The sequence below is a fragment of the Roseobacter sp. N2S genome, from assembly GCF_031454055.1.
Lineage (GTDB): Bacteria > Pseudomonadota > Alphaproteobacteria > Rhodobacterales > Rhodobacteraceae > Amylibacter.
The window spans coordinates 39,126-60,614 of sequence record NZ_JAVDQB010000005.1 but is presented as its reverse complement, the minus strand read 5'-3'; the positions used below and the strand labels follow the sequence as shown (position 1 = coordinate 60,614).

Annotated in this window: 20 protein-coding genes; 4 read left to right on the top strand and 16 right to left on the bottom strand. The window is 56.0% G+C overall.

Annotated elements, in window-relative coordinates; translation table 11 throughout:
- Window position 1: 1 nt before the first annotated feature.
- From GGE09_RS13120 to GGE09_RS13105, 4 genes are all read left to right on the top strand, one after another.
- Window positions 2-805, top strand: a complete 804-nt coding sequence (locus tag GGE09_RS13120) for an enoyl-CoA hydratase-related protein (protein ID WP_309746595.1) — start codon at window positions 2-4, stop codon at window positions 803-805.
- Complete coding sequence (locus GGE09_RS13115; RefSeq protein ID WP_309746594.1) at window positions 802-2,799, top strand: biotin carboxylase N-terminal domain-containing protein; 1,998 nt, start codon at window positions 802-804, stop codon at window positions 2,797-2,799. Before GGE09_RS13120 ends, GGE09_RS13115 begins: the two co-directional genes overlap by 4 nt.
- Window positions 2,796-3,941, top strand: coding sequence for an acyl-CoA dehydrogenase family protein (locus tag GGE09_RS13110; RefSeq protein ID WP_309746593.1), 1,146 nt, complete (start codon window positions 2,796-2,798; stop codon window positions 3,939-3,941). Before GGE09_RS13115 ends, GGE09_RS13110 begins: the two co-directional genes overlap by 4 nt.
- Before the next feature lie 125 nt (window positions 3,942-4,066).
- Window positions 4,067-5,140, top strand: coding sequence for a hypothetical protein (locus GGE09_RS13105; protein ID WP_309746592.1), 1,074 nt, complete (start codon window positions 4,067-4,069; stop codon window positions 5,138-5,140).
- Between the two features lie 4 nt (window positions 5,141-5,144).
- On the opposite strand, the gene GGE09_RS13100 is transcribed toward GGE09_RS13105, so the two are convergent.
- The 16 genes from GGE09_RS13100 to GGE09_RS13025 form a co-directional block, all read right to left on the bottom strand.
- A complete protein-coding gene (locus GGE09_RS13100; RefSeq protein WP_309746591.1) occupies window positions 5,145-6,071 on the bottom strand; it encodes a carbohydrate kinase in 927 nt (308 codons plus the stop codon).
- 25 nt (window positions 6,072-6,096) lie between these two features.
- Window positions 6,097-7,575, bottom strand: a complete 1,479-nt coding sequence (locus GGE09_RS13095) for a mannitol dehydrogenase family protein (RefSeq protein ID WP_309746590.1) — start codon at window positions 7,573-7,575, stop codon at window positions 6,097-6,099.
- Complete coding sequence (locus tag GGE09_RS13090; RefSeq protein WP_309746589.1) at window positions 7,563-8,336, bottom strand: L-iditol 2-dehydrogenase; 774 nt, start codon at window positions 8,334-8,336, stop codon at window positions 7,563-7,565. The genes GGE09_RS13095 and GGE09_RS13090 overlap by 13 nt, the downstream gene beginning before the upstream one ends.
- On the bottom strand, window positions 8,333-9,337 hold the full coding sequence (locus tag GGE09_RS13085; protein ID WP_309746588.1) for an ABC transporter ATP-binding protein: 1,005 nt from the start codon (window positions 9,335-9,337) through the stop codon (window positions 8,333-8,335). Before GGE09_RS13085 ends, GGE09_RS13090 begins: the two co-directional genes overlap by 4 nt.
- Before the next feature lie 11 nt (window positions 9,338-9,348).
- Window positions 9,349-10,179 (bottom strand): carbohydrate ABC transporter permease, encoded by an 831-nt coding sequence (locus tag GGE09_RS13080; protein ID WP_309746587.1) that lies wholly within the window; start codon window positions 10,177-10,179, stop codon window positions 9,349-9,351.
- A 13-nt stretch (window positions 10,180-10,192) separates the two neighbouring features.
- Window positions 10,193-11,059 carry a sugar ABC transporter permease gene (locus tag GGE09_RS13075; RefSeq protein ID WP_309746586.1) on the bottom strand — a complete coding sequence of 289 codons (867 nt, stop codon included), beginning with the start codon at window positions 11,057-11,059 and terminating at the stop codon, window positions 10,193-10,195.
- A gap of 108 nt (window positions 11,060-11,167) precedes the next feature.
- Window positions 11,168-12,451 carry an ABC transporter substrate-binding protein gene (locus tag GGE09_RS13070; RefSeq protein WP_405048554.1) on the bottom strand — a complete coding sequence of 428 codons (1,284 nt, stop codon included), beginning with the start codon at window positions 12,449-12,451 and terminating at the stop codon, window positions 11,168-11,170.
- Between the two features lie 125 nt (window positions 12,452-12,576).
- Entirely contained in the window at window positions 12,577-13,605 is a 1,029-nt protein-coding gene (locus GGE09_RS13065; RefSeq protein ID WP_309746584.1) for a LacI family DNA-binding transcriptional regulator, read from the bottom strand.
- A 172-nt stretch (window positions 13,606-13,777) separates the two neighbouring features.
- The gene (locus GGE09_RS13060; RefSeq protein WP_309746583.1) at window positions 13,778-14,386 is read right to left on the bottom strand and encodes an MliC family protein; all 609 of its coding nucleotides are present in this window, start codon (window positions 14,384-14,386) and stop codon (window positions 13,778-13,780) included.
- Between the two features lie 15 nt (window positions 14,387-14,401).
- Entirely contained in the window at window positions 14,402-15,565 is a 1,164-nt protein-coding gene (locus GGE09_RS13055; protein ID WP_309746582.1) for a M20 aminoacylase family protein, read from the bottom strand.
- A gap of 48 nt (window positions 15,566-15,613) precedes the next feature.
- Entirely contained in the window at window positions 15,614-16,003 is a 390-nt protein-coding gene (locus GGE09_RS13050; RefSeq protein ID WP_309746581.1) for a cupin domain-containing protein, read from the bottom strand.
- A gap of 27 nt (window positions 16,004-16,030) precedes the next feature.
- Window positions 16,031-18,085: an NAD(P)-binding protein gene (locus GGE09_RS13045; protein ID WP_309746580.1), complete on the bottom strand. Its 2,055-nt coding sequence runs from the start codon at window positions 18,083-18,085 to the stop codon at window positions 16,031-16,033.
- A gap of 24 nt (window positions 18,086-18,109) precedes the next feature.
- On the bottom strand, window positions 18,110-18,613 hold the full coding sequence (locus tag GGE09_RS13040; protein ID WP_309746579.1) for a hypothetical protein: 504 nt from the start codon (window positions 18,611-18,613) through the stop codon (window positions 18,110-18,112).
- 21 nt (window positions 18,614-18,634) lie between these two features.
- Entirely contained in the window at window positions 18,635-20,143 is a 1,509-nt protein-coding gene (locus GGE09_RS13035; RefSeq protein WP_309746578.1) for an aldehyde dehydrogenase family protein, read from the bottom strand.
- Window positions 20,140-21,150, bottom strand: a complete 1,011-nt coding sequence (locus tag GGE09_RS13030) for a phosphotransferase (protein WP_309746577.1) — start codon at window positions 21,148-21,150, stop codon at window positions 20,140-20,142. Before GGE09_RS13030 ends, GGE09_RS13035 begins: the two co-directional genes overlap by 4 nt.
- A complete protein-coding gene (locus GGE09_RS13025) occupies window positions 21,147-21,488 on the bottom strand; it encodes a cupin domain-containing protein (protein WP_309746576.1) in 342 nt (113 codons plus the stop codon). Before GGE09_RS13025 ends, GGE09_RS13030 begins: the two co-directional genes overlap by 4 nt.
- Between the last annotated feature and the right edge of the window lies 1 nt (window position 21,489).

Genomic DNA, 21,489 nt, shown 5'->3' with positions numbered 1-21,489 from the left:
TATGACACAGCTTACCTTAGAGACTATTTCCGTCACCACGGATGATCGCGGTGTGGCGCGGTTGACCCTGAACCGGCCAGAAAAACACAACGCCTTAAACGACGTGATGATCGCTGACCTGCGCCACGCGGCGGCGGTTCTGGGGGCAGACGACGGGGTTCGGATTGTCGTGTTAACCGGCGCAGGGGCAGGCGCGTTTTGTTCGGGCGGGGATTTCAACTGGTTCAAATCCATGGCGGCGTCGGATCGCCAGACACGCAGTAAAGGCAGCCGAGAGCTGGCCCGTATGCTGGGTGACTTGAACAGCCTGCCAAAACCGCTGATCGGGCGGATCAACGGCGCGGCTTATGGGGGTGGCACGGGGATGATTTCCGTATGTGATTATACCGTGGGCGTCACCAGTGCCCGTTTTGGGCTGACCGAAGTGCGCCTTGGATTGATCCCTGCCAATATTTCCCCCTTTGTTATCAAACGCATGGGCGAGGCGAATGCGCGGGCTGTGATGCTGTCAGGCGCGCTGTTTGATGCCAATCACGCCGCAAAGATCGGCCTTTTAACCGAGACGGTTGACCCTGCCGATCTGGACGGACGGATTGACGAAATCGTTGAAAACCACCTGCAAGCCGCGCCCGGTGCTGTGGCCATGACCAAAGAGCTGATCGCCTATGTGTCCACCCATTCGATTGCGGATAATCTGCTTTATACAGGGGATCGGCTGGCGGATGCGTGGGAAACAGACGAAGGCGCTGCGGGCATTGCCGCCTTCCTTGGCAAAACTACCCCACCGTGGAGGTCGAAGCGATGAGTTTTGACACTGTCCTGATCGCCAATCGCGGTGAAATTGCCTGCCGCCTGATTGCTGCGTGCAAAGGATTGGGGTTGCGCAGCGTTGCAATTTATTCCGACGCAGATCGCACAGCCCCCCATGTGGCAGCGGCTGACAGTGCGGTTTACATTGGTCCGTCCGAGGCAGCGCAAAGCTATCTGAATGGTGCAAAAATAATCGCCGCGGCACAACAGGCGGGGGCGGGTGCAATCCACCCGGGCTACGGGTTTCTGGCGGAAAATGCGGCTTTCGCACAGGCTTGCGCTAATGCGGGATTGGTGTTTGTCGGGCCCTCGCCGAAAAATATCGATTTGATGGGGTCAAAAATCGCCGCCAAAGCCGCTGCTGTCGCCGCAGATGTTCCAGTTGTACCAGGCTATTACGGTGTTGATCAGTCAGAGTTGGTTTTATTGGCTGAAGCACGGAAAATTGGCACACCGCTGTTGATTAAGGCCAGCGCAGGGGGTGGCGGGCGCGGGATGCGGCTTGTCACGGATCTTAGCCATTTTGCAGCCGAACTGGCCGCAGCGCGGGCGGAAGCAGAAGCTGCTTTTGGCGACAGCAAAGTCCTGCTGGAACGCTATGTGGGCACCGCACGCCACATTGAAGTGCAAATTCTGGCTGACCGTCACGGCACGGTGCGCCATTTGTTTGAACGGGATTGCTCGCTTCAGCGCAACCACCAGAAACTTATCGAAGAGGCACCCGCTCCGAACCTTGTGCCTGAAATCCGCGGCGCACTTTTGGATAGTGCTGTGCGATTGTCAGCCCGCATCGGCTATGACAGCGCGGGCACGATTGAATATCTTTTTGATGCAGAAAGCGGAGATTTCTACTTTCTGGAAATGAACACACGCTTGCAGGTGGAACACCCCGTGACCGAGGCCGTGACGGGCATCGACATCGCCCAATGGCAATTGCGCATCGCAAACGGAGAGCGGCTGCCCTTTGCGCAAAACGACATCCCATGTAACGGCTGGGCGATCGAGGCCCGTATTGCAGCAGAAGACCCGTCGCAGGGATATCGCCCCGAAATCGGTCAGATAACAGCCTATAACACGCCAGAATTGCCGGGGCTGCGGATTGATAGCGGTGTCGCTATGGGCAGCACGGTTAGCCATTATTACGACTCTATGCTGGCTAAACTAATTGCCAATGCGCCGGACAGATCCTCGGCCTTACGATTGTTGGATCGCGGCTTGCAGGGGTTTCATATCGCAGGGCTGGGGACCAACATTGCCTTTCTGCGCGATTTGCTGGCCTTGCCTGATTTTGCAAGCGCCACTCATGGAACTGCAACCTTGGCTGACACATATCCGGACGGATGGCAGGCCGCGATCCCCACACCGCAGCAAAGGGCCGAGGCGGTTTTGGCGCGGTTTCTGAATGATACGAAACCAGTGGATCAAAACCCGTGGACGGCCCTTGGCGCGTGGCGCATTACCGAACCTGCGGGGCGGTTGGGGGCTGCGATCTATCAGCTTGAAAAGGGTGACATCCATATTGCGGGGCGCGCTGGCCGCTTTGAAATCACGCAGCCAGATCATCCGGTCATCACGGTGGAGCATGCGAATTTTGCTGAAAATACCCTGTGTTATGAGAGCAGTAATCTGCGCCACACTGTAACTGCGTCAGTGACTGGCAGCGCCGTGACGCTGCACGGGCAGGGTGGGCGACAGGTTTTTGCGGTTCTGACCCAAGCTGAAATCAATGCGCAAAGCGGGGCGCAGAAAAACGTAGGCAATCAGGTCCTTGCCCCGATGCCCGGGCGCCTGTCCGAAATGCTGGTTCAGATCGGCGACCCGATCACAGCGGGCGCACCCGTTGCCGTGATCGAAGCCATGAAACTTATGCAAACCCTGACAGCGCCTTGCAATGGCATTGTCAGCCACATCCATTTTGATGCCGGAGACAGCCTGAATGCAGGCGCTGTACTGTTGGAAATTGACCCGAAAGCCGAGGAAACCCTATGACCCATTCCCCCTATTTTGATGAAGACCTGACCCTGCTGCGCGACCAAATCCGCCGCTTTGTGGAAACCGAAATCACACCCAATGGTGAAGCTTGGGAGGACGCGGGCAAAGTTCCACGCGACGTTTTTGCCAAAATGGGTGGGCTTGGCTATCTGGGCATGCGCTACCCTGAAGAATACGGCGGTGGCGGGCTGAACACACTGGCCAGCGTTGTTTTTGCCGAGGAGTTGGGCCGCTGTACCTTTGGCGGATTTTCGGCAGATGTTCTGGTTCACACGGACATGGCCTCGCCCCATTTGGCCAATGTGGGAACCCCCGAACAACTGGCCCGCTGGATGCCAGCACTGACCCGCGGTGAAAAAGTCTGCGCGGTGGCGGTCACAGAACCCGGCGCTGGATCGGACGTGGCGGGCATGCGCACCCGCGCAGTGAAAGACGGGGACGACTGGGTTTTGAACGGCACCAAAATGTTCATCACCAACGGCGTGTATGGGGATATCTTTTTTGTCGCCGCCAAGACCGACACCAGCGCCAAGGGCTCTCGGGGGGTGACGATTTTTGTGGTGGAAAAAGGCACTGCCGGTTTCACCGTTGGCAAGAAGTTGAACAAAACCGGTTGGCTGTGTTCGGACACTGCCGAGTTGATCTTTGACAACGTGCGTATCCCGTCCGAAAACATTCTGGGCGAAGTTAACAAAGGCTTTTACGCCATCATGAAAAACTTCCAGAACGAACGCACCGTGTTGGCAGCCATGGCCATGGGGGAGGCCAGCAAAGCGATTGAACTGACACTTGATTATGTGATAACCCGCCCAGCCTTCGGCGGATATTTATGGGACCGTCAGGTGATCCGCCAACGGTTGGCAGAACGCGCAGCGCAAGTGGCGGCGGGCCAGCAGTTGATTTATCACGCCGCATGGTTGGACACCCAAGGGTTGGACTGTGTAAAGCAGGTTTCCATGGCCAAAGCCTATTGCGGTGATCTGGTGAATAAGGTCTTGTTTGACTGTGTTCAGTTCCACGGCGGCACGGGTTATATGCGCGAAACACCCGTGGAACGCATGTCGCGCGACGCCCGTATCCACGCCATTGGCGGTGGGGCGACAGAGGTGATGCTGGAAGAAATCGCCAAGCGGATGTAGGCGGGTTTTGGGTTGTCGCGCAAACTTTGCCTTGAAGAACCCGTCAGAGCTGCATTAGATCGTTTCGGGGGAGTTCCAGTCCGAAACGATCCCTTTATGCACTGATAAAACGCGGAAAAATTGCGATGACGAAGGTTCTGATCCATGTTGGCTCTCACAAAACGGGAACAACTTTGGTGCAATCCGTGCTGGCCAGCAACCGCGATGCGTTAAAGGCCCGTGGGGTCTATTACCCCAAAACCTTTGAATTTTTCGGCGATAAAAAAAGCACGGCCCTAAGCGCCAATGCACATTTCGAACTGCCAAAAGCGCTGGCACTTTATACAGCGCAGGATCGCGCTGAACTGGCCGCATTCAGAGAACATCTGCAACAGGAAAAATCGCACTATTCAAAGATCATTCTAAGTGCCGAAACCTTTTATCGAATGTTGCCCAGCACTGATAGTTTTGCCCAAGAAAATCTGGAAGAACCTGCAAGCGTCAAAGGCAAACGCAGCGCTATTTTTCGTCGACTGGCCGAGGTTCTTGACGGTTTTGATACTGAGATCATTTCTTACTTCCGCCGTCCAGACAGTTTTGCAGAGTCCATGTATGCCGAGGGCATCGTCAACGGAAAATCAGGGCGAACTTTTGCAGAGTTCCTTGAATTTCAAAAATTCCGTTTTGATTACGGTGCCCAGTTAGCCACATTTGGTGAATTCTTTCCCGTGTGTGATTATGTCTTTGAGGATCGTATCAAAGGCGGGCTTTTGAATAATGTGTTTGCGGATTTCGGGATCGGGGACGCGTTTCCGGACGATGGTTTGATGAACCGTGCCTCGGTTCCAAAGCCTGCGGTATTGTGGTTGCAGCGGTGTAAATTATCCGAACGTATCCAGAAACGGGCGTTTAATTCCCGACGGCTTTTTGCCCATTTGCCTGAACATAAAATCCACTTTGGCGGAGATCAGCGTTTTGGGTTCTGGCCAAGTATCGCGCAGCGTGATGCCTTTAACAAAGCCGCACTTCAGAGCGCGCCGCATATGAAGTTTCCTGAACCGCCTGAAACACTTGCCGAAGAAACCACATGGACGGATCGCCAGCACAGACAGACAGAACGATTGTTTAAGGCGTGGCGGAAAAGCGAAAAACTCATGATCCAGCAGCGGCGAAAAGCGCGGGTGAAACCTTTTGTTATTCCGCAAAACCCAAAAGGATAAACGCCTACAACTCTGCCTGCCAAGGCGGATTTGCACCTGCCCGTGACACAGTAATCGCAGCCACGCGGGCGCCGTGTTGCACGGCAGCTTCCAAATCTGTCGGGCTTAGGTTTGCAAGGTCCTTTTTGGACAGAAGCCCAGCCGCAGACAGATGTGCCAGAACGCCTGCGTTAAATGTATCGCCCGCGCCAACGGTGTCCACGACCTTTGCTTTGGCGGCGGGTACAAAAACAGTACGCCCGTCTTTGAGATACCCTGTTGCCCCGTCGCCGCCCTGTGTCAGGATCACAACTGAAGGGCCTTGATCGAGCAGAACCGCAATTTTTTCGTTTAACGTCAGTGGCGCGGGCAGGAACCAGTTCAGGTCGTCATCCGAAACTTTGATAATATCCGCTTGGCCAATCATCCTGTTAAGACGGTCACGATAGCGCGCAACATCTTTGATGAATCCGGGGCGGATATTAGGGTCTATCATCACCACACGCGTGTCGCCCGCGCGGGCCATCAAGGCGGCATAGGCATCGGCACAAGGTTCACAGGCCAGACTGATGCCGCCGAAAAACAGTGTGGAAACTGTGTCGGGCAGGGCAGGCATGTCTTTGGGGGTCAACATGCGACCTGCGGAATTTTCGTCAAAAAAATCATAGGTCGCCTGACCGTCCACCAGCTGCACAAAGGCAAGGGTGGAATGGCGATCAGAGTGGATGATTTGCGATGTGTCCACGGCGCTGGCGGTCAGTGCCGCTAACAACTGCTGACCGAATACATCACGGGACAACCCGCTCAGCATTCCTGCCTGCACGCCCAACCGCCCGAGGGCAATTGCCGTGTTAAACACCGCACCGCCTGTGTGGGACACAAAGCCGTTTTGCCCCTCAGCAGCAGGGGCAGGGATCATGTCGATCAAGGCTTCACCGCAGCATAAAATCATCTTAGGGTCCCCGTTGGAAGGCCGGTCATGCGTCCAGATAATCAGCCATTGCCGCGTCCAGACCGCCAGCGTGAATCTTGGTCAGCCACTTTGCAAAGGCACTGGCAAAACGTGTGTCTTGGGCCAGATTGCCGTAGAATTGCGTCATGCCCAGCCAGTGAGCAGGATCAATTTTCGCCGCCTGCGCGGTTGCTGTCAACAGATCCCAATGGGGATCATTTGGTGCAATTTCACTGCCATCTTCGCGGCTGCCCAGACAATAGCGCGCCCAAGCGGCTGAAACCAGTGCAAGACCCTCGATCGGGGTTCCTGCCTTCAATCCGTTGCGGATAGATGGCACAATAAACCCCGGGTGACGGCTGGAGCCGTCAAAGGCCACGCGGCGGGTGGTATCGGCGATTTCGGGGTTGGAAAAGCGGCTGTCGATCAGGTCCAGATATTCCAGCGGCGTACAGTCGGGAACAGGGGCCACATGGGGGGCGATTTCCTCGGTCACGACTTTGCGCAAAAGCGCGCGGATCGCGGGATAAGCCATGGTTTGGGCGATGGTCTCCAGTCCCAGAATAGCCCCTGTACCTGCGATGATCTGATGCCCGCCGTTCAGGATGCGGATCTTCATCGTTTCGTAATCGTGGACATCGCTGGTCAGGGTTGCGCCGGCTTTTTCCCAATCGGGGCGGCCTGCGCAAAAAGCGTCTTCTATCACCCATTGGCGAAAGTTTTCGTGGGTGACGGGGGCTGCGTCGTTGATGCCAAAACCGTTGGCCAGTGCAATTTCGCTGGGGCCAGTGGCAGGGACAATGCAGTCCACCATGGAATCCGGAAAGCTGCAGTTTTCTTCAATCCAAGCAGCCAGCGTAGCATCTGACAGTTTTGCCAATGACACAACGGTCTGGCGCAGCACCGCGCCGTTGCCTTGCAGATTGTCACAGCTCATGCAGGTGAAAGGGCCGGTGCCCGCATCGCGGCGCAATTTCAGGGCGGCAATGATCGCCCCAAATGCCGTGCAGGGCTGATCGGGATGGGTCGAGTCATGCTGGATATCGGCGTGATTGGTCGCAAACCCGCCTGTGGCGGGATCGATGAAATAGCCCCCTTCGGTCACGGTCAGGGACACAATGCGAATGGCGGGATCGGCCATTTGTGTGATCAGCGCGGCGTTATCGGGTTCCACGGGTAGGAAATCTATCATTGCGCCGCAAACTTCGGCGGATTTTCCCGATGGGTCCAGTTCGATCAAAGTGGTCAGGCAATCCTGCGCCAACAGTTTTTCCCGTTGCACAGCGTCACCGGCCCGCACACCTGCGCCGATAATCGCCCAGTCGTGGTTCAGACCCGCATCAAACAGTCGGTGCAGATACCAAGCCTGATGGGCGCGGTGAAAATTGCCCAGTCCGATGTGAACAATTCCGGGTTTCAGGGTGCTGCGGTCATAACGCGGCACGCGCACTTCGTCTGCCAATTGCCCCAAAGTGGCATTGGACAAAAGTTTCAACTCATCCATTGGCCACCGTCCACATTGTAGGTTTGCGCCACGACGTAATCTGATTCAGCACTGGCAAGAAACACTGCCATGCCCGTCAAATCCTGTGCGGTTCCCATGCGGCCAAAGGGAACAGCCGCCCCCACTTCGCGCTTTTTCTGGCCCGGTGCCTTGTTTTCGTGTTTTGCGAAAAACGCATCCACACCGTCCCAATGTTCACCGTCCACAACACCCGGAGAGATAGCGTTTACGTTGATGCCGTGCTCGATCAAGTTCAGACCAGCCGATTGCGTAAGGGAAATAACCGCCGCTTTGGTTGCGCAATAGACTGCCACAAGGGGTTCGCCCCGTCGGCCTGCCTGACTGGCCATATTGATGATTTTTCCCCCGTTGCCCTGTTCAATCATATGTTTGGCAACCGCCTGTAGTGTGAAAAACGTGCCTGCCACGTTGATGTTAAACACACGATCAAAATCGCTGCGGGTGATGTCTGTGATCGGGGCGGCTGTGAACAGAGCGGCGTTGTTGATCAGGATGTTCATGGGGCCAAAGGCATCAATTGCAGTGGCAAGGCCCAGATCAATACTGTCTTGCGAAGTTACATCCATTTCCACAGCCACCGCTGCGGTGCCAATTTCCGAGGCGGTTTTGGTGGCGAGTGCAATATTTATATCTGCAATCACCACTTGTGCGCCTTCGCGCACGTAAGCTTCTGCAAAGGCACGTCCAATGCCCCGCGCAGCGCCGGTAATCAGCGCGGTCTTTCCGTCTAGTCGTTTCATGCGATGCGTAAACCTTGGGCGTCAAAGCGATGCACCTGATCGGGGCGCGGATTAAGGGTTATCGTGTCACCGTGGCGATAGTTCACCTCGCCGGGGGCGCGTACGGTAATGGTTTCGGCCAGTCCTGTGTCTTGAACGTGAAAGAAAGTGTCCGAACCCAGATGTTCGGCGACGCCAACTTTGCCCGTCCACAAGCCTTCACCGTCAACCACATCAATGTGCTCGGGGCGGATTCCGATAGTATGGGCGTCGCATTTTTCAGCCTCGGGGCCGGTGATCAGGTTCATTTTGGGCGACCCTATGAACCCCGCCACAAAGCTGTTGCGCGGCGTGTGATACAGTTCCAGCGGCGTGCCAACCTGTTCAATATGGCCCGCCCGCAAAACGACGATTTTATCGGCCATTGTCATGGCTTCTACTTGGTCGTGGGTCACGTAAATCATTGTTGTTGCAAGACGTTTGTGCAACTCGCTGATTTCCAGACGCATACCGACGCGCAAGGCCGCGTCCAGATTTGACAGGGGTTCGTCGAACAAAAAGGCCTCTGGTTCGCGCACAATGGCGCGCCCGATTGCGACCCGTTGACGTTGACCACCTGACAGTTGTCCGGGGCGTCGATCCAGATAATCCGTCAAGTTCAACGCAGCTGCGGCCTGTTCAATGCGACGGTTCTGTTCTGCAATGTCGATCCCTGCCATGCGCATGGGAAATGCGATGTTCTTGCGCACGCTCATATGGGGGTACAGCGCGTAGGATTGGAACACCATCGCCAGCCCCCGTTTGGCAGGCGGTGTATCTGTGGCATCCTGACCGTCGATGGAAATTGTGCCCGTGGTCATATCTTCCAGACCGGCGATCAGACGCAACAGTGTAGATTTACCGCAACCGGATGGGCCGACAAAGACCGTGAATTCGCCGTCCTGAATAGTCAGGTCGAGCGGGGGGATTACTTCGACGTCGCCAAATCTCTTGGTGACTTTTTCAAGCGTGATCTGTCCCATAGGTGTGTTCCTTATTTAACCGCGCCAAACGTCAGGCCGCGTACAAGCTGTTTCTGGCTGAACCAGCCGAGGATCAGGATAGGTGCAATGGCCATTGTCGAAGCGGCCGACAATTTGGCGTAAAATAGCCCTTCTGGGCTGGAGTAACTGGCGATGAAAGCCGTGAGCGGGGCCGCTTTGGCAGCGGTCAGGTTCAGGGTCCAGAAGGCCTCGTTCCAAGCAAGGATGAAATTCAGCAGCAAGGTAGAGGCAATTCCGGGCACGGCCATCGGGGTCAGCACATAGATAATTTCAGAGCGCAGGGTCGCGCCGTCCATCCGTGCCGCCTCAAGGATTTCACCGGGGATTTCGCGGAAATACGTGTATAGCATCCAGACAATAATCGGCAGGTTAATCAGCATAATCACGATGGTCAGGCCAAGGCGGCTGTCCAGCAATCCCATTTTGATAAACAGCAGATAGATCGGATATAGCACGCCCACCGCGGGCAGCATTTTGGTCGACAACATCCACAAAAGAATGTCTTTGGTGCGGCGCGACGGCACAAAGGCCATAGACCATGCGGCAGGCACTGCGATGATGATGCCCAGAATGGTTGATCCCCCCGCAATAAAAATGGAATTCCACAAAAAGCGGGCGTAATCGGATCGTTCCATCACCACGGAGTAGTTTTCCAGCGTCCAGTCAAAGAACAGGAACACAGGCGGATCAGCGATGGCCGTGGCTTCAGTTTTGAAACTGGTCAGGATGGTCCAAAGGATCGGAAAGAAGATCAGCAATCCGATGCCCCAAGCGGCGATCGTGTTGATGACTTTGCGTTGTTTTGTGACGCTGCGGCTCATGTTTTGTGTCTCCTCACGCGTCCAAGTTCTTGCCGACGATGCGCATCAAAAACAGCGCCATGATATTGGCAAGGATCACGGCATAGACGCCGCCCGCCGAGCCAAGGCCGACATTCTGGCTTTCCAGCACACGCTGGTAAATCAGATAGGTTAAGGTGCGGGTGCCAAAACTGCCTTGGGTGGTCACAAAGATTTCGGCAAAGATCGACAGCAGGAAAATCGTCTGGATCAGCACCACAATTGTGATCGCCCGCGACAGATGGGGCAGGGTAATATAGGCAAACCGTGACAGGGGCGGGGCACCGTCCATTTCAGCGGCTTCAAGTTGTTCACTGTCCAGCGACTGGATCGCGGTCAGCAAGATTAGCGTCGCAAACGGCAGCCATTGCCAGGACACAATCATGATAATCGACCCAAGCGAGGCTTGGCTAAGCCATTCTATCGGCGTTAACCCAAAGGCTTGCCACAGGTGGGCGAACAAGCCGTTCACCGGATCCATAAACATGTTTTTCCAAACCAGCGCGGTCACTGTTGGCATCACAAAAAACGGTGCGATCACCAGAATGCGCACGATGCCTTGGCCCCACATGGGTTGATCCAGCAGGATCGCCAGCAGCACCCCTAAGGCGACGGTAATAATCAGCACGCCGCCGACCAAAACCAGCGTTGTTAGCACAGACGGCCAGAACGCGCTGGACGTCACAAAGCGGATGTAATTGTCAAAACCCACCCAGCCCAGATCGCCGCCGCGCATGGGGAGGTATTTTTTGAACGAGAAAAACAGCGTCATCGTCAGGGGCACCAGCATCCAGCCAAGAAGCAGAATGACTGCGGGTGCCATCATCAAACGGGCAGCAGAACGGGAATGTTGGGTGGCCATGACATGTCTCCTCGCGCAGGGAAAGGCGCGGTTGTTCTGGTCTGTCAGGAAAAAAGGTAAACATCCCGGGGGGCAGGTATCATTGCCCCCCGAAACGCGGGAGAAGCATTAGTAGCCAGCGGCTTCCATTTCTTCGGTGGTCAAGGTCTGTGCTTTTGCCAGCGCCTCTTCCACGGTTTGTTGCCCAGCCAATGCCGCCGAGAATTCTTGCCCTACTTGGGTGGCAAAACCGGCGAATTCAGGGATCGCTACAAACTGCACGCCTGTATAAGGCACGGGTTCCACAGTCGGATTGTTTGGATCAGCCGAGTTGATGGAATTCAACGTCATTTCCGCAAACGGCAGCTTTGAATATTCTGGGTTCTCATACAGCGAAGAGCGTGTGCCCGGAGGAACATTTGCCCAGCCTTCATTTTCAGCAACCAGTGCTGTGTATTCTTTGCTGGTGGCCCAAGCTACGAATTTTTTAGCTTCGTCTGTGGCGTCAGAACCTGCCGGAACAGCCAAAGACCATGCCCACAACCAGTTGCCCCGTTTGCCAAGACCCTTATCCGGTGCCAGTGCAAAACCAACATGTTCCGCAACAGTTGAATCTGTCGGGTTGGTTACGAAAGACGCTGCAACAGTTGCGTCAATCCACATGCCGCATTTGCCTTGTTGGAACAGGGACAGGTTTTCGTTGAACCCGTTTGTGGATGCACCCGGTGGTCCGTATTTGGTCATCAAGTCCATATAGGTGTTCAGTGTCGCGGCCCATTCCGGTGTGTCGAACTGGGCTTTCCAGTCTTCGTCAAACCAACGTGCGCCGAAGGAATTTGCCATTGCAGACAAAAAGGCCATGTTCTCGCCCCAGCCCGCTTTGCCGCGCAGACAGATGCCGTAAACATCTTTTTCTTTATCGGTCATTGCTTCGGCAGCTTTGGCAATATCGTCCCATGTGGGGGCTTCCGGCATTTCAAGGCCAGCCGCGTCCATCAGGTCTTTGCGATACATAACCATCGAACTTTCGCCGTAAAATGGCGCGGCGTACAGGTGGCCATCCACGGTCAAACCGCCGCGCATCGCTGGCAGAATGTCATCCGCATCCCATTCGGCAGGCAGGTCGTCCAAAGAAACCAGCCAGTCTTGTGCGCCCCAGATTGGAACCTCATAGGTGCCGATGGTCATCACGTCGAACTGACCGCCTTTGGCAGCGATGTCCTGTGTCACCCGTTGGCGCAACACGTTTTCTTCCAGTGTGACCCATTCCAGTTTGATGTCTGGATTTTTCGCTGTGAAATCATCTGTCAGACCCTGCATCCGGATCATGTCGCCGTTGTTAACGGTCGCGATGGTCAATGTGGTTTCCGCAAATGCGGCGTTCGCTGCAAGAAGTGCAGCCGCGCTCGCCATGCATAGTGGCGTCGTCAAATTCATCCCTAGTCCTCCCTTGGTGAATCATATGCTGACAACAACCCTAGAGAGTATGACTGCGCGGTGTCAATATTAATTTTACGCGCGGAAAATTTACTATAGATTCAAGCGGATGAGCGCATGACCAAATGTCCGTCAAACAATGTGTCACTGCGCGGGCCACTTGGCACGCCATCTTCAATAAAGTTCATCAGGGTTTCTACGCTACCTGTTGATATTGCGTCATAATCTTGGGAAATTGTGGTCAGGGACGGGCAGGTAAAACGGGAAAACGGATGGTCGTCATGGCCTGCAATGCGCAGGGTACACTCATCGGTTATGCCAACGCGAATCCCCCGTTCATAGGCCGCCGCCATAAAGCCGATTGCCAGCCGGTCATTGCTGCACAATACGGTTCGGCTGGACAATTCACCATTATCCAGCACACGCAACCCGCCAGAATATCCGATGTCTTCAAAGTCCCAGCCTTGCCCTTCTACCCGAATCACATGGGGCGTATGCCCCAAGCGTTCCATCGACTGAATATAGGCCGAGCGGCGTTTGTTGGCGTTCGGATTGACGGGAGGCATTTCGAAAAAGCACGGAGGCTCACCCGTGCGGCACAGATATTCCACCATCAGGGGGACGGATTGAAAATTGTCCAACCCGATAAAGGCAGCGCCCAAACCCTCGATGTTACTGTCCACCAGAACGGTGGGCACATCATGGCAAAATGCCTCAACTTTTTTGCGATCCGAGGCCCGACCAAGCGGCGCCAACAGCACACCCGCAGGCCGCATAGAGCGGAGAGTCTCTAGAATTTCAATTTCATGTTCAACGCTACCGTGAGAGCTGAAGGTTGAGGGCGAAAACCCCGCATCAATGCAGCGCCGTTCAATGGTCCGCGCGATTTCGGCAAAAAACGGGTCAGCCACATATGGCACCACAATGCCGATGTTTTTGGTCAGGCGACGGTTCTGGTTAACAGCATAAAGGTTCGGGCGGAAATTATACCGCTCCAGCGCTTCTTCGATGCGTTCTCTGGTGGATTTCCGAACGCTTGTCGGATCGTTAAAATATTTGGAAACCGTTGGCCGCGAGACACCACTTTTTGCGGCGAATTCTTCCATATTCCGGATTTTTTGCCCACTCATACTTTCACCCTGCCCTCAGCACCACGATTGCAAGTCGTATTTATCGCGCGCAAACTATTTTCTTCATTATAGAAAGTTTGGCAGGCGCAGGTCAAGGTTCACCCGACCAAAAGCCCGAAGGCTTCGTAGGGTCAAAGTCCGCTTCAGCGTTTAGGATCCAAAGTAACGCCGGTTATTTTACGATTTTACAGCTAAAGTCCTGCCCATCCGGATCTGGCTCGCGGTAATGTGCTTCATCGCCCTTGATCCAGATAAACTGCCCAAAATCAGCATCATAGCGCGCACCAGAAGCGGCGGGCGTCAGAGCCCCCACAGTCACGCGATCGCCCCTTTCGATCCGCACACTGGGCATCGCTGTGTCAAAAAACTGTGTCTCCACTTCGTTTGCAGGGGAGTCCCCGCAGTGCCACGTGGCCGTGGAACTGGGCGTTTCCAGCAAATATTGCGCCACCAACTGCCCCTCGCGGCGCTTGTAATTCCACGCCACACAATCGCGCGGATCGTCGGTTTTCCAACAGTCGTCGCGTCCGCCGATCCAGCCCCGCTGATAGCTGTGCAAAGCCTCCTCCGCCGACTTTGCGCCGCTGTCCAAACCCCGAATAACCGTAATCGCCGCCTTATACCGATCCGCCACAAGTTGATCCAAAGCAGCCAGTTCCGGGTCTTGGCAAATCAGCTTCTCCGCCGTTGTTTCCGCCGCAGCACAGTCAAAAGACGGACCGTTTTGCGCCAGCGCGGGGGTCGTAAAAGCAAGGAAACCCAAAAGAAAATATCGTATCATGTGATTGATCCTTCGTTATCCGTTCAAACGCCGTTCAACGATGCGCGCCATGATGCTGGCGCCCACAGGCAGAATGTCATCGTCCAGCGTATAGGCAGGGTTGTGCACCGGCACTGTTCCGCCATGCCCAAGCGTGCAATAAGCCCCCGGCACCACCTTTAGCATATCGGCAAAATCCTCGCTTCCGGTGCGCAGTTCGCTGGATTCCTCGATCATATCTGCGCCCACGATTTCAGCGGCGGCGTCCAGATAGGCGGTGGACAGGGTCGCGTCATTCATCAGAACATCAAACACATTCCAGATTTTCACATCAATTTCGATCCCGTGCATTTTTGCCATGCCCGCGCAGATTTCCTTGATCCGCATTTCGATCAATTCGCGCACCTCGTCGTGGAAATAGCGCACAGTCCCTGTCAGGGTCGCGGTGGCAGGGACCACATTGTAGGCGTTGCCCGAATTAAAGGTAGTCACCGATAACACGGCGGGTTTTGTGGGGGCGACATTGCGGCTGACGATGGATTGCAGCTCGCCCACAAGGGCGGCGCCGATGACGATGGAATCCCGTCCCGCTTGGGGCATGGCCGCATGGCTGCCGATGCCATGAACCGTGATGTCAAAGAAACAGGCCCCTGCCATGGCTGCGCCGGGTTTTACGCTAACCTGTCCGGGCAAACCGTTGGGGTTATTGTGCATTCCATAGATTTCATCGCAGGGGAATTTTTCGAACAAACCGTCCGCGATCATAGTGCGTGCGCCGCCCAGTCCCTCTTCAGCGGGTTGAAACACCAGAACCGCCGTACCTGCAAAATCACGTGTTTCCGCCAGATATTTAGCCGCGCCCAGCAACATGGTGGTGTGGCTGTCATGGCCGCAAGCATGCATTACCCCCGCGGTTTTGGACGCATAGGGCAGGTTGGTGGTTTCATGGATCGGCAGCGCATCCATATCGGCCCGCAACCCAACCCGCCGCGTGCTTTTCCCCTTGCCGTGGATCAGCCCCACAACCCCAGTGGTGCCAAGACCCGCGTGGATTTCATCCACTCCGTAACTTTTCAGCAAATCCTGCACGATGCCGCTGGTGCGGTGTTCCTGAAACCCCAGTTCGGGGTGTTCATGCAGGTCGCGTCGAATGGCGGTCAGAGTATCAGCGTGGTCGGCAATTTGCGGCAGGACGGGCATCGAAGGTTCCTTGGGTCTGAAAGATTTCTCCCAGCCTACGCCGCGAGATTAAGGATGACCAGCCTGCCCGTAATCCACAATCATATAGAATTTGCGCAGGGTTTCATCCTGACGCCATTCGCCGTTAAACCCTTTGGGCATCAGCGCCGTGTCGCCCGCTTTGAAATGTTCTGCATGGCCGGTTTCATCGGTTATGGTGCAACTTCCCGACAGGAAAACCATGATTTCATCCATGTGGAAATCGGTGATTTTTTCCACATGGGCGGTGGCCTCCCAAACGCCGGAAAAGGTGCGCACGGGGCCGTCTGATTTACGGTCAATCATCATATGCCCACGGGATTTTGCATCGGCCTCAATGACGCCAGATTCGGTTATAGAAGACCAGTCGCCGAAAGTTGAATCTGTCATTCGGATGATTGGATTGGGGGATTTAGACATAGCGGGCACCTTTCTAAGGTTTGAATATCAGAAGAATTCTCGGTTGAACTGGATTTCAGCGGGGGCAACGCCCAATTCGCGGGCATAGCGGTGGCCCGCGTAAACTGCTGCGGCGATGGTGGCAGGGGCCAGTCCGTCCCCGATGCGGGTGACGGATTGCACGCCGTGAGTGGCCCAGTCGGACTGGCGGGCGATCAAAGCGTGATACAACGCATCCTCGGGCAGTTTGGAGGTGACCGGAACAATGGTATCACAGTCCAACGATAAAACCCCCGCAGGGTTTTCGCTGTGTTGCAGGCGGATGTGGCCTTTGCCAGCCTCTGCCAGAGTGTATTTTTCAAGGATTTGCACGCCCAACCCGTAGAGCCGTTGGGAAATCAACCCTTGTTCCAGCGTGGCACTGCTCCACGCCGCGATATTGGCATCCGGCGTGACAAGGGTCACATCTAGCCCTTGAACCGCCAGCTTTTCCGCCAGAAGCGAGCCCATATAATAGCGGTCGTCGTCATAAATCACCACATGGCCTGTGCAGGGTGTGCCCGCCATAATATCGTCGGGCGTCAGCAGGTTAACGTCATCAGGGATCGCCAAAGGCTGCGGGTGAACCCGCCCCACACAATCGCGCCGCCACTTTGCACCGGTGGCCAGAACCACATGGGCGCAGCCCAGTTCCAGCACGGCTTCGGCATCCAGTTCGCTTTGGGCGTAAAGGGTGACATTGCTGTTTTGGTTCAGTTGCAACAGGCGGTGATCGCGCACGCGGGCCCATTCGGAAAGGCCAGGCAAACGGGATTCCCGTGTGACCCGCCCGCCAAATTCAGCGTCTTTTTCCGCAAGCACAACCGTATGCCCCCGTTTCATCAGAACCAGCGCCGCTTCCAACCCTGCCGGGCCGCTGCCGATCACCAGTGTTGTGTCGTCAGTGGATTTCGGCGGCACGGTTTCTGGGTGCCAACCCTTGCGATATTCCTCGCCCATTGTGGGGTTTTGGGTGCAGCGTAGGGGCACCATCATCGCATCCCCTGATACGCAAATATTACAGCCGATACACTCGCGGATTTTGTCGATGTCGCCGGTTTCGATTTTCGACGGTAAAAACGGATCAGCGATAGAGGGCCGCGCCGCCCCGATGAAATCAAGCACACCACGGCGGATTTGGGCGGCCATCGCATCAGGGGACGTAAACCGCCCCACACCGACTACAGGCTTGTTTACGGTCTTTTTCACGAAGGATACAAATTCTTCCTGCGCGCCTTCGGGATAGAACCGAGAGGGGGCCGAATCCCTGCTCCAGTCGCGCAGGTTCACGTCCCACAGATCGGGTAAATCAGCGAGGATTGAGACAATGTCGCGGTCTTCTTCGGGGCTGGTGGTTCCGGCCACATCCCTGAATTCATCCACCGTATAGCGCAGCCCGATGGCGCAGCGATCACCAACGGCGTCGTGCATGTCTTCCAGCACTTCGCGCAACAATCGGACACGGTTTTCCAGAACGCCGCCGTATTCATCGCCCCGTGTGTTGAATTTCGACGACAGGAACATGCCGTTCAAACTGGCGTTAGCACGGCAGTAGGCATAGACGATGTCAAACCCCGCATCGGCGGCACGCACCGCTGCGTCACGATGCCAGCGGCGATAGTCGCGGATGTCTTGCAAATCCATCTGCCGCGCTTGTGCGGGATAGGTCATGGAGGTGATCGGATAGGGGGCGACAGATAGGGGCACTTCGCGGCTGTATAAACAGCCATCGCGGTGGCCTGTATGGCTCAGTTGGATGCCTGCCAAAGCGCCGTGTTCGTGGATGCCATCGGTCATCCGTTGATAGAGCGGCAGGTCGTGTGCGTCCCAGATGCGGCCTTCGGTCAGGGGGCTCATGTCGCTGGTGGGATGGATTTCGGTTTCTTCGGTGCAGATCACCCCCCAGCCGCCTTCGGCTTTCATGGCGCGCATGGCGGCCATTGATTTTGGGTATTTCACCCCCATCCCGTTGCAATGGGCCACTTGGAAAAAGCGGTTTTTGGCCACATGGGGGCCGATTTTCATCGGTTTGAACAGGATGTCATAGCGGGGATCACGGGCCATATGGGGGGTACCTTTATGGGGGTGTTACGGAATTGAAGGGGGCAAATAGCCGATGAAAGACACGATTTTCCAGTCTTGCTGCACAAGCCGCAAGGTGAACAAAGACTGCCAGCCGTAGGGTTCAAATGTGCCGTCTTTCAGCGGCAGCGCCCCGTCAAAGGATTTTAACATCACCAGCGCATCGGTGCTGGTTTGCGTGACTTTGGCCAGACTTGCGCCTTTCAGCAAAGCATCACGCAACAACGCAGGGTCGGCCCGTTCATTGGTCACCTTTGACTGGGACAACCACGTGGTTTTATAGGCTTCAAGGGTTGGAAACCCCACCGTCCAATCCGCAGGATCGGCACTGCGCCCCGCATCAAGCGCGCAAAACCGATCCTCGTCAAAATCAGCGGCAACCCGTGACCAGTCGCCTGCGATAAAGGCGTCAATGTCGGTTTTAATATGCTGCTCCCACAGGACGTGGCGCAGGGCATCGCTGGGTGGGTACGGGTTTTCGGCAGGGCTTGATTTGGGGGCGTTTGTCATCGGGGCTGACCTTTGCAAGGATTAACTGTGGCTGCGTCCGGTTGAAGAATAGAACCAGTCGTCAGGGTAGGGATACCACCAGTCGGCCTGTTTGGCTTTGGGGTCAATGACCGCCATTTTTGCGCGGCGGAAGGATTCAAGCCCCTGACCGGACAAAGACCGCCCCAGACCCGAATTTTTGATTCCGCCAAACGGCAGTGCGTCATTGTCCACCAGCGGGTTGTTGACCCAGACCATACCGGCCTCTAGGCGGTTAACGCCCTCGAATGCCTCGGCCAGATCATTGGTGAACAGGCAGGCGCCTAGGCCGAAATCGGAATCGTTGGCGCGGGTGATGGCCTCGTCAAAATCTTTGACACGGACAATGGAAACGACGGGGCCAAAGGCCTCGGAGTGGAGCACGTCCATGGCGTCGGTTACGTCGGTCAGGATGGTCGGCGCATAGAACCAGCCGGTGGGGTGTTCGGATGGGATTTCACCGCCGATAGCGATGGTCGCGCCTTTGCTGCGGGCGTCTTCGACCAGTGCCATGACTTTGGTGCGGGCGGCTTGGGACACCAGCGGGCCGATTTCCGCGACCTCTAGCCCGTTGCCGATGCGCAATTGTTTTGTGCGCGCGACAAAGGCGTCAAGGAAGGCGTCATAGACTTCATCAACCACAAAAACCCGCTCGGTTGAGGTGCAAACCTGTCCTGATTGCAAAAAGGACGCCGTCACACAGCCCGCTGCGGCCACGGCAATATCGGCGTGTTTGGACACGATGCAGGCGTCATTTCCGCCTGCTTCGATGACGGCAGGTTTCATGGCGGATGCAGCCGCAATGGCCACGGCGCGGCCTGTTTCAACCGATCCGGTAAAGGCCACCGCATGGGTCATTTTGCTGGCGATCAGGTGTTTGCCCACGCCGCCATCCCCGGGCAAGCACGCGATCAGATCGTCGGGCAGGGCGGCAAAAACCTGCATGAATTCCATCGTACACAGCGTCCCGATTGGAGAGGCTTTCAGAACGATCCCGTTGCCCGCCGCCAAAGACGCCGCAATGGTCCAGCAGCCAAGGATCAGCGGAAAATTATAAGGCACCACATGGACGGACACGCCGTAGGGTTCGACAATCTGATACTGAAAAGACCCGGGCTGCATGGTGCCCGCAACCTTGCCCCCGTCATGGCGGGCCAGTTCAGCGTAATAGCGGAACACGGCGGGGATATTGGCGATTTCACCGATGGATTCGGGGTAGGGTTTGCCGGTTTCAAGGGTCATCAGCTTGGCGACCGTACTCATGTCAGTGTCTTCAATGGCGCTGGCCACACGGTGCAGGGCTTGGGCGCGGGATTTGGCATCCATCGCCCCCCACCCCTTTTGCGCGGCATTCACCCGCAGCAGAACGCTGTCGATTTCATCTTCCGTAGGTTGGCCGAAAACGCCTACAGGTTCCAGTGTGGCAGGGTCGTTCAAAACTGTGCCTGTACCGTGCAAAGGGTAATGGGTCGGGTTCAGGTAATAGCTGGGTTTTTGCGGGTCATAGGTCATTTTGGGGATACTTTCGCAAGGGCGGCGTTGGGCCAGTCAGGCAGGGCTGCGGCCATAAAATCACTTATAGGAGACAGGTTGGCCTGGGTCAGAGCAGCATCTAACAGGCGCAGCACACGGGGCAGGTGATCCAGATACCGCGGCTTGCCGTCCCGCTGGCACAAGCGCACAAAAATGCCCGCAATTTTTGTATGGCGCTGTGCGGCCAGCAGGTGAAAATCCGCCATGAACTGCGCCCGATCCATCGGGCCGCGCTGCGCCATATAGCGATCCAGCAGGCGGGTTTCCAATTCGCCACTGACATCGCGGCGGGCGTCTTGGGTCAGTGACGCCACATCATAGGCCGCTGCCCCGATCAACCCGTCCTGAAAATCCAGCAACCCGCAGCGGGCAATGCCGGAATGCTGTTTCAGGATCATCAGGTTATCCACATGGAAATCCCGCAGGACCAAAGCCTCGCGCCGCTGTGCAACGCTGTGCAGAGCATCGCGCCAGAGGGCAGTGAACTGTTGGCGAAAATCGGCGGCATCCACGTTTGGGAAATACGCAGGCACAAACCAGTCGGCGAACAGGGTAATTTCGTCCAGCAGCGGGGCCATGTCATAGGCGGGCAGTCCTATTTGCAGCGCACAGGAATGGGAATGTAACGCGGCCAGCACGTCTATGGCCTGTTCATAAAGAGCCGTTTCATCCGCGCCTTGGTCCAGCAGATGGGTGAATGTGGCATCGCCGAAATCCTCGACCAGAACAAATCCCAAATCCGCACGATCCGCCAGAATATGAGGAGCCGAAAACCCCAGCGCAGATAGGTGGCGTGCAATATCGAGATAGGCCAAGGTGTCAGGCGCATCCGGTTCTGTGACCATCAGCAAAGCATTGGCCTGCCCGCCTACGGACTTGCGAAAATAGCGGCGCGGGGACGCATCCGCTGGCAAAGCTTTCCAGCCCTCTGCCGCAAATCCGGCAGAGGTGACAAAAGAGGCCTGTTCTGGCCCAAGCGCGGTCATCGGATCATATAGACCTTTTTGATGGTCTCATGGACGGTGCAAACGCCTTTCCAGTCTTGTGGGAAAAACGCTGCCGTGTCGGGGGTGATTTCGATCACCTCGCCGTTGTCATGCACATAGGTGCAGCGGCCTTCAAGGAAGTGGCAGAATTCGTCGCGGGTGACGTGGCAGTTCCATTTGCCGGGCGTGCAAATCCAAAGGCCGCATTCAGATTCACCGTTCGGGCCTTTGTGCAGCAGTTTGCCGGACATTTTGGAATCGCCCTCGATCAATTCGGGTTGCCCCCAATCGGCCAGATCGGTGGTTTCAAGGGGTTTGTGCATCACAGGGGTGGTCATC

What these genes read in the sequence shown, in the direction of transcription:
- GGE09_RS13055 (WP_309746582.1), bottom strand. Translation starts at nt 15,565, where the DNA reads ATGCCCGTCCTGCCGCAAATTGCCGACCACGCTGATACTCTGACCGCC.
- GGE09_RS13115 (WP_309746594.1), top strand. Translation starts at nt 802, where the DNA reads ATGAGTTTTGACACTGTCCTGATCGCCAATCGCGGTGAAATTGCCTGC.
- GGE09_RS13070 (WP_405048554.1), bottom strand. Translation starts at nt 12,451, where the DNA reads ATGGCGAGCGCGGCTGCACTTCTTGCAGCGAACGCCGCATTTGCGGAA.
- GGE09_RS13060 (WP_309746583.1), bottom strand. Translation starts at nt 14,386, where the DNA reads ATGATACGATATTTTCTTTTGGGTTTCCTTGCTTTTACGACCCCCGCG.
- GGE09_RS13050 (WP_309746581.1), bottom strand. Translation starts at nt 16,003, where the DNA reads ATGTCTAAATCCCCCAATCCAATCATCCGAATGACAGATTCAACTTTC.
- GGE09_RS13075 (WP_309746586.1), bottom strand. Translation starts at nt 11,059, where the DNA reads ATGGCCACCCAACATTCCCGTTCTGCTGCCCGTTTGATGATGGCACCC.
- GGE09_RS13120 (WP_309746595.1), top strand. Translation starts at nt 2, where the DNA reads ATGACACAGCTTACCTTAGAGACTATTTCCGTCACCACGGATGATCGC.
- GGE09_RS13035 (WP_309746578.1), bottom strand. Translation starts at nt 20,143, where the DNA reads ATGACCTATGACCCGCAAAAACCCAGCTATTACCTGAACCCGACCCAT.
- GGE09_RS13085 (WP_309746588.1), bottom strand. Translation starts at nt 9,337, where the DNA reads ATGGGACAGATCACGCTTGAAAAAGTCACCAAGAGATTTGGCGACGTC.
- GGE09_RS13100 (WP_309746591.1), bottom strand. Translation starts at nt 6,071, where the DNA reads ATGATTTTATGCTGCGGTGAAGCCTTGATCGACATGATCCCTGCCCCT.
- GGE09_RS13110 (WP_309746593.1), top strand. Translation starts at nt 2,796, where the DNA reads ATGACCCATTCCCCCTATTTTGATGAAGACCTGACCCTGCTGCGCGAC.
- GGE09_RS13095 (WP_309746590.1), bottom strand. Translation starts at nt 7,575, where the DNA reads ATGGATGAGTTGAAACTTTTGTCCAATGCCACTTTGGGGCAATTGGCA.
- GGE09_RS13040 (WP_309746579.1), bottom strand. Translation starts at nt 18,613, where the DNA reads ATGACAAACGCCCCCAAATCAAGCCCTGCCGAAAACCCGTACCCACCC.
- GGE09_RS13080 (WP_309746587.1), bottom strand. Translation starts at nt 10,179, where the DNA reads ATGAGCCGCAGCGTCACAAAACAACGCAAAGTCATCAACACGATCGCC.
- GGE09_RS13030 (WP_309746577.1), bottom strand. Translation starts at nt 21,150, where the DNA reads ATGACCGCGCTTGGGCCAGAACAGGCCTCTTTTGTCACCTCTGCCGGA.
- GGE09_RS13025 (WP_309746576.1), bottom strand. Translation starts at nt 21,488, where the DNA reads ATGACCACCCCTGTGATGCACAAACCCCTTGAAACCACCGATCTGGCC.
- GGE09_RS13045 (WP_309746580.1), bottom strand. Translation starts at nt 18,085, where the DNA reads ATGGCCCGTGATCCCCGCTATGACATCCTGTTCAAACCGATGAAAATC.
- GGE09_RS13065 (WP_309746584.1), bottom strand. Translation starts at nt 13,605, where the DNA reads ATGAGTGGGCAAAAAATCCGGAATATGGAAGAATTCGCCGCAAAAAGT.
- GGE09_RS13090 (WP_309746589.1), bottom strand. Translation starts at nt 8,336, where the DNA reads ATGAAACGACTAGACGGAAAGACCGCGCTGATTACCGGCGCTGCGCGG.
- GGE09_RS13105 (WP_309746592.1), top strand. Translation starts at nt 4,067, where the DNA reads ATGACGAAGGTTCTGATCCATGTTGGCTCTCACAAAACGGGAACAACT.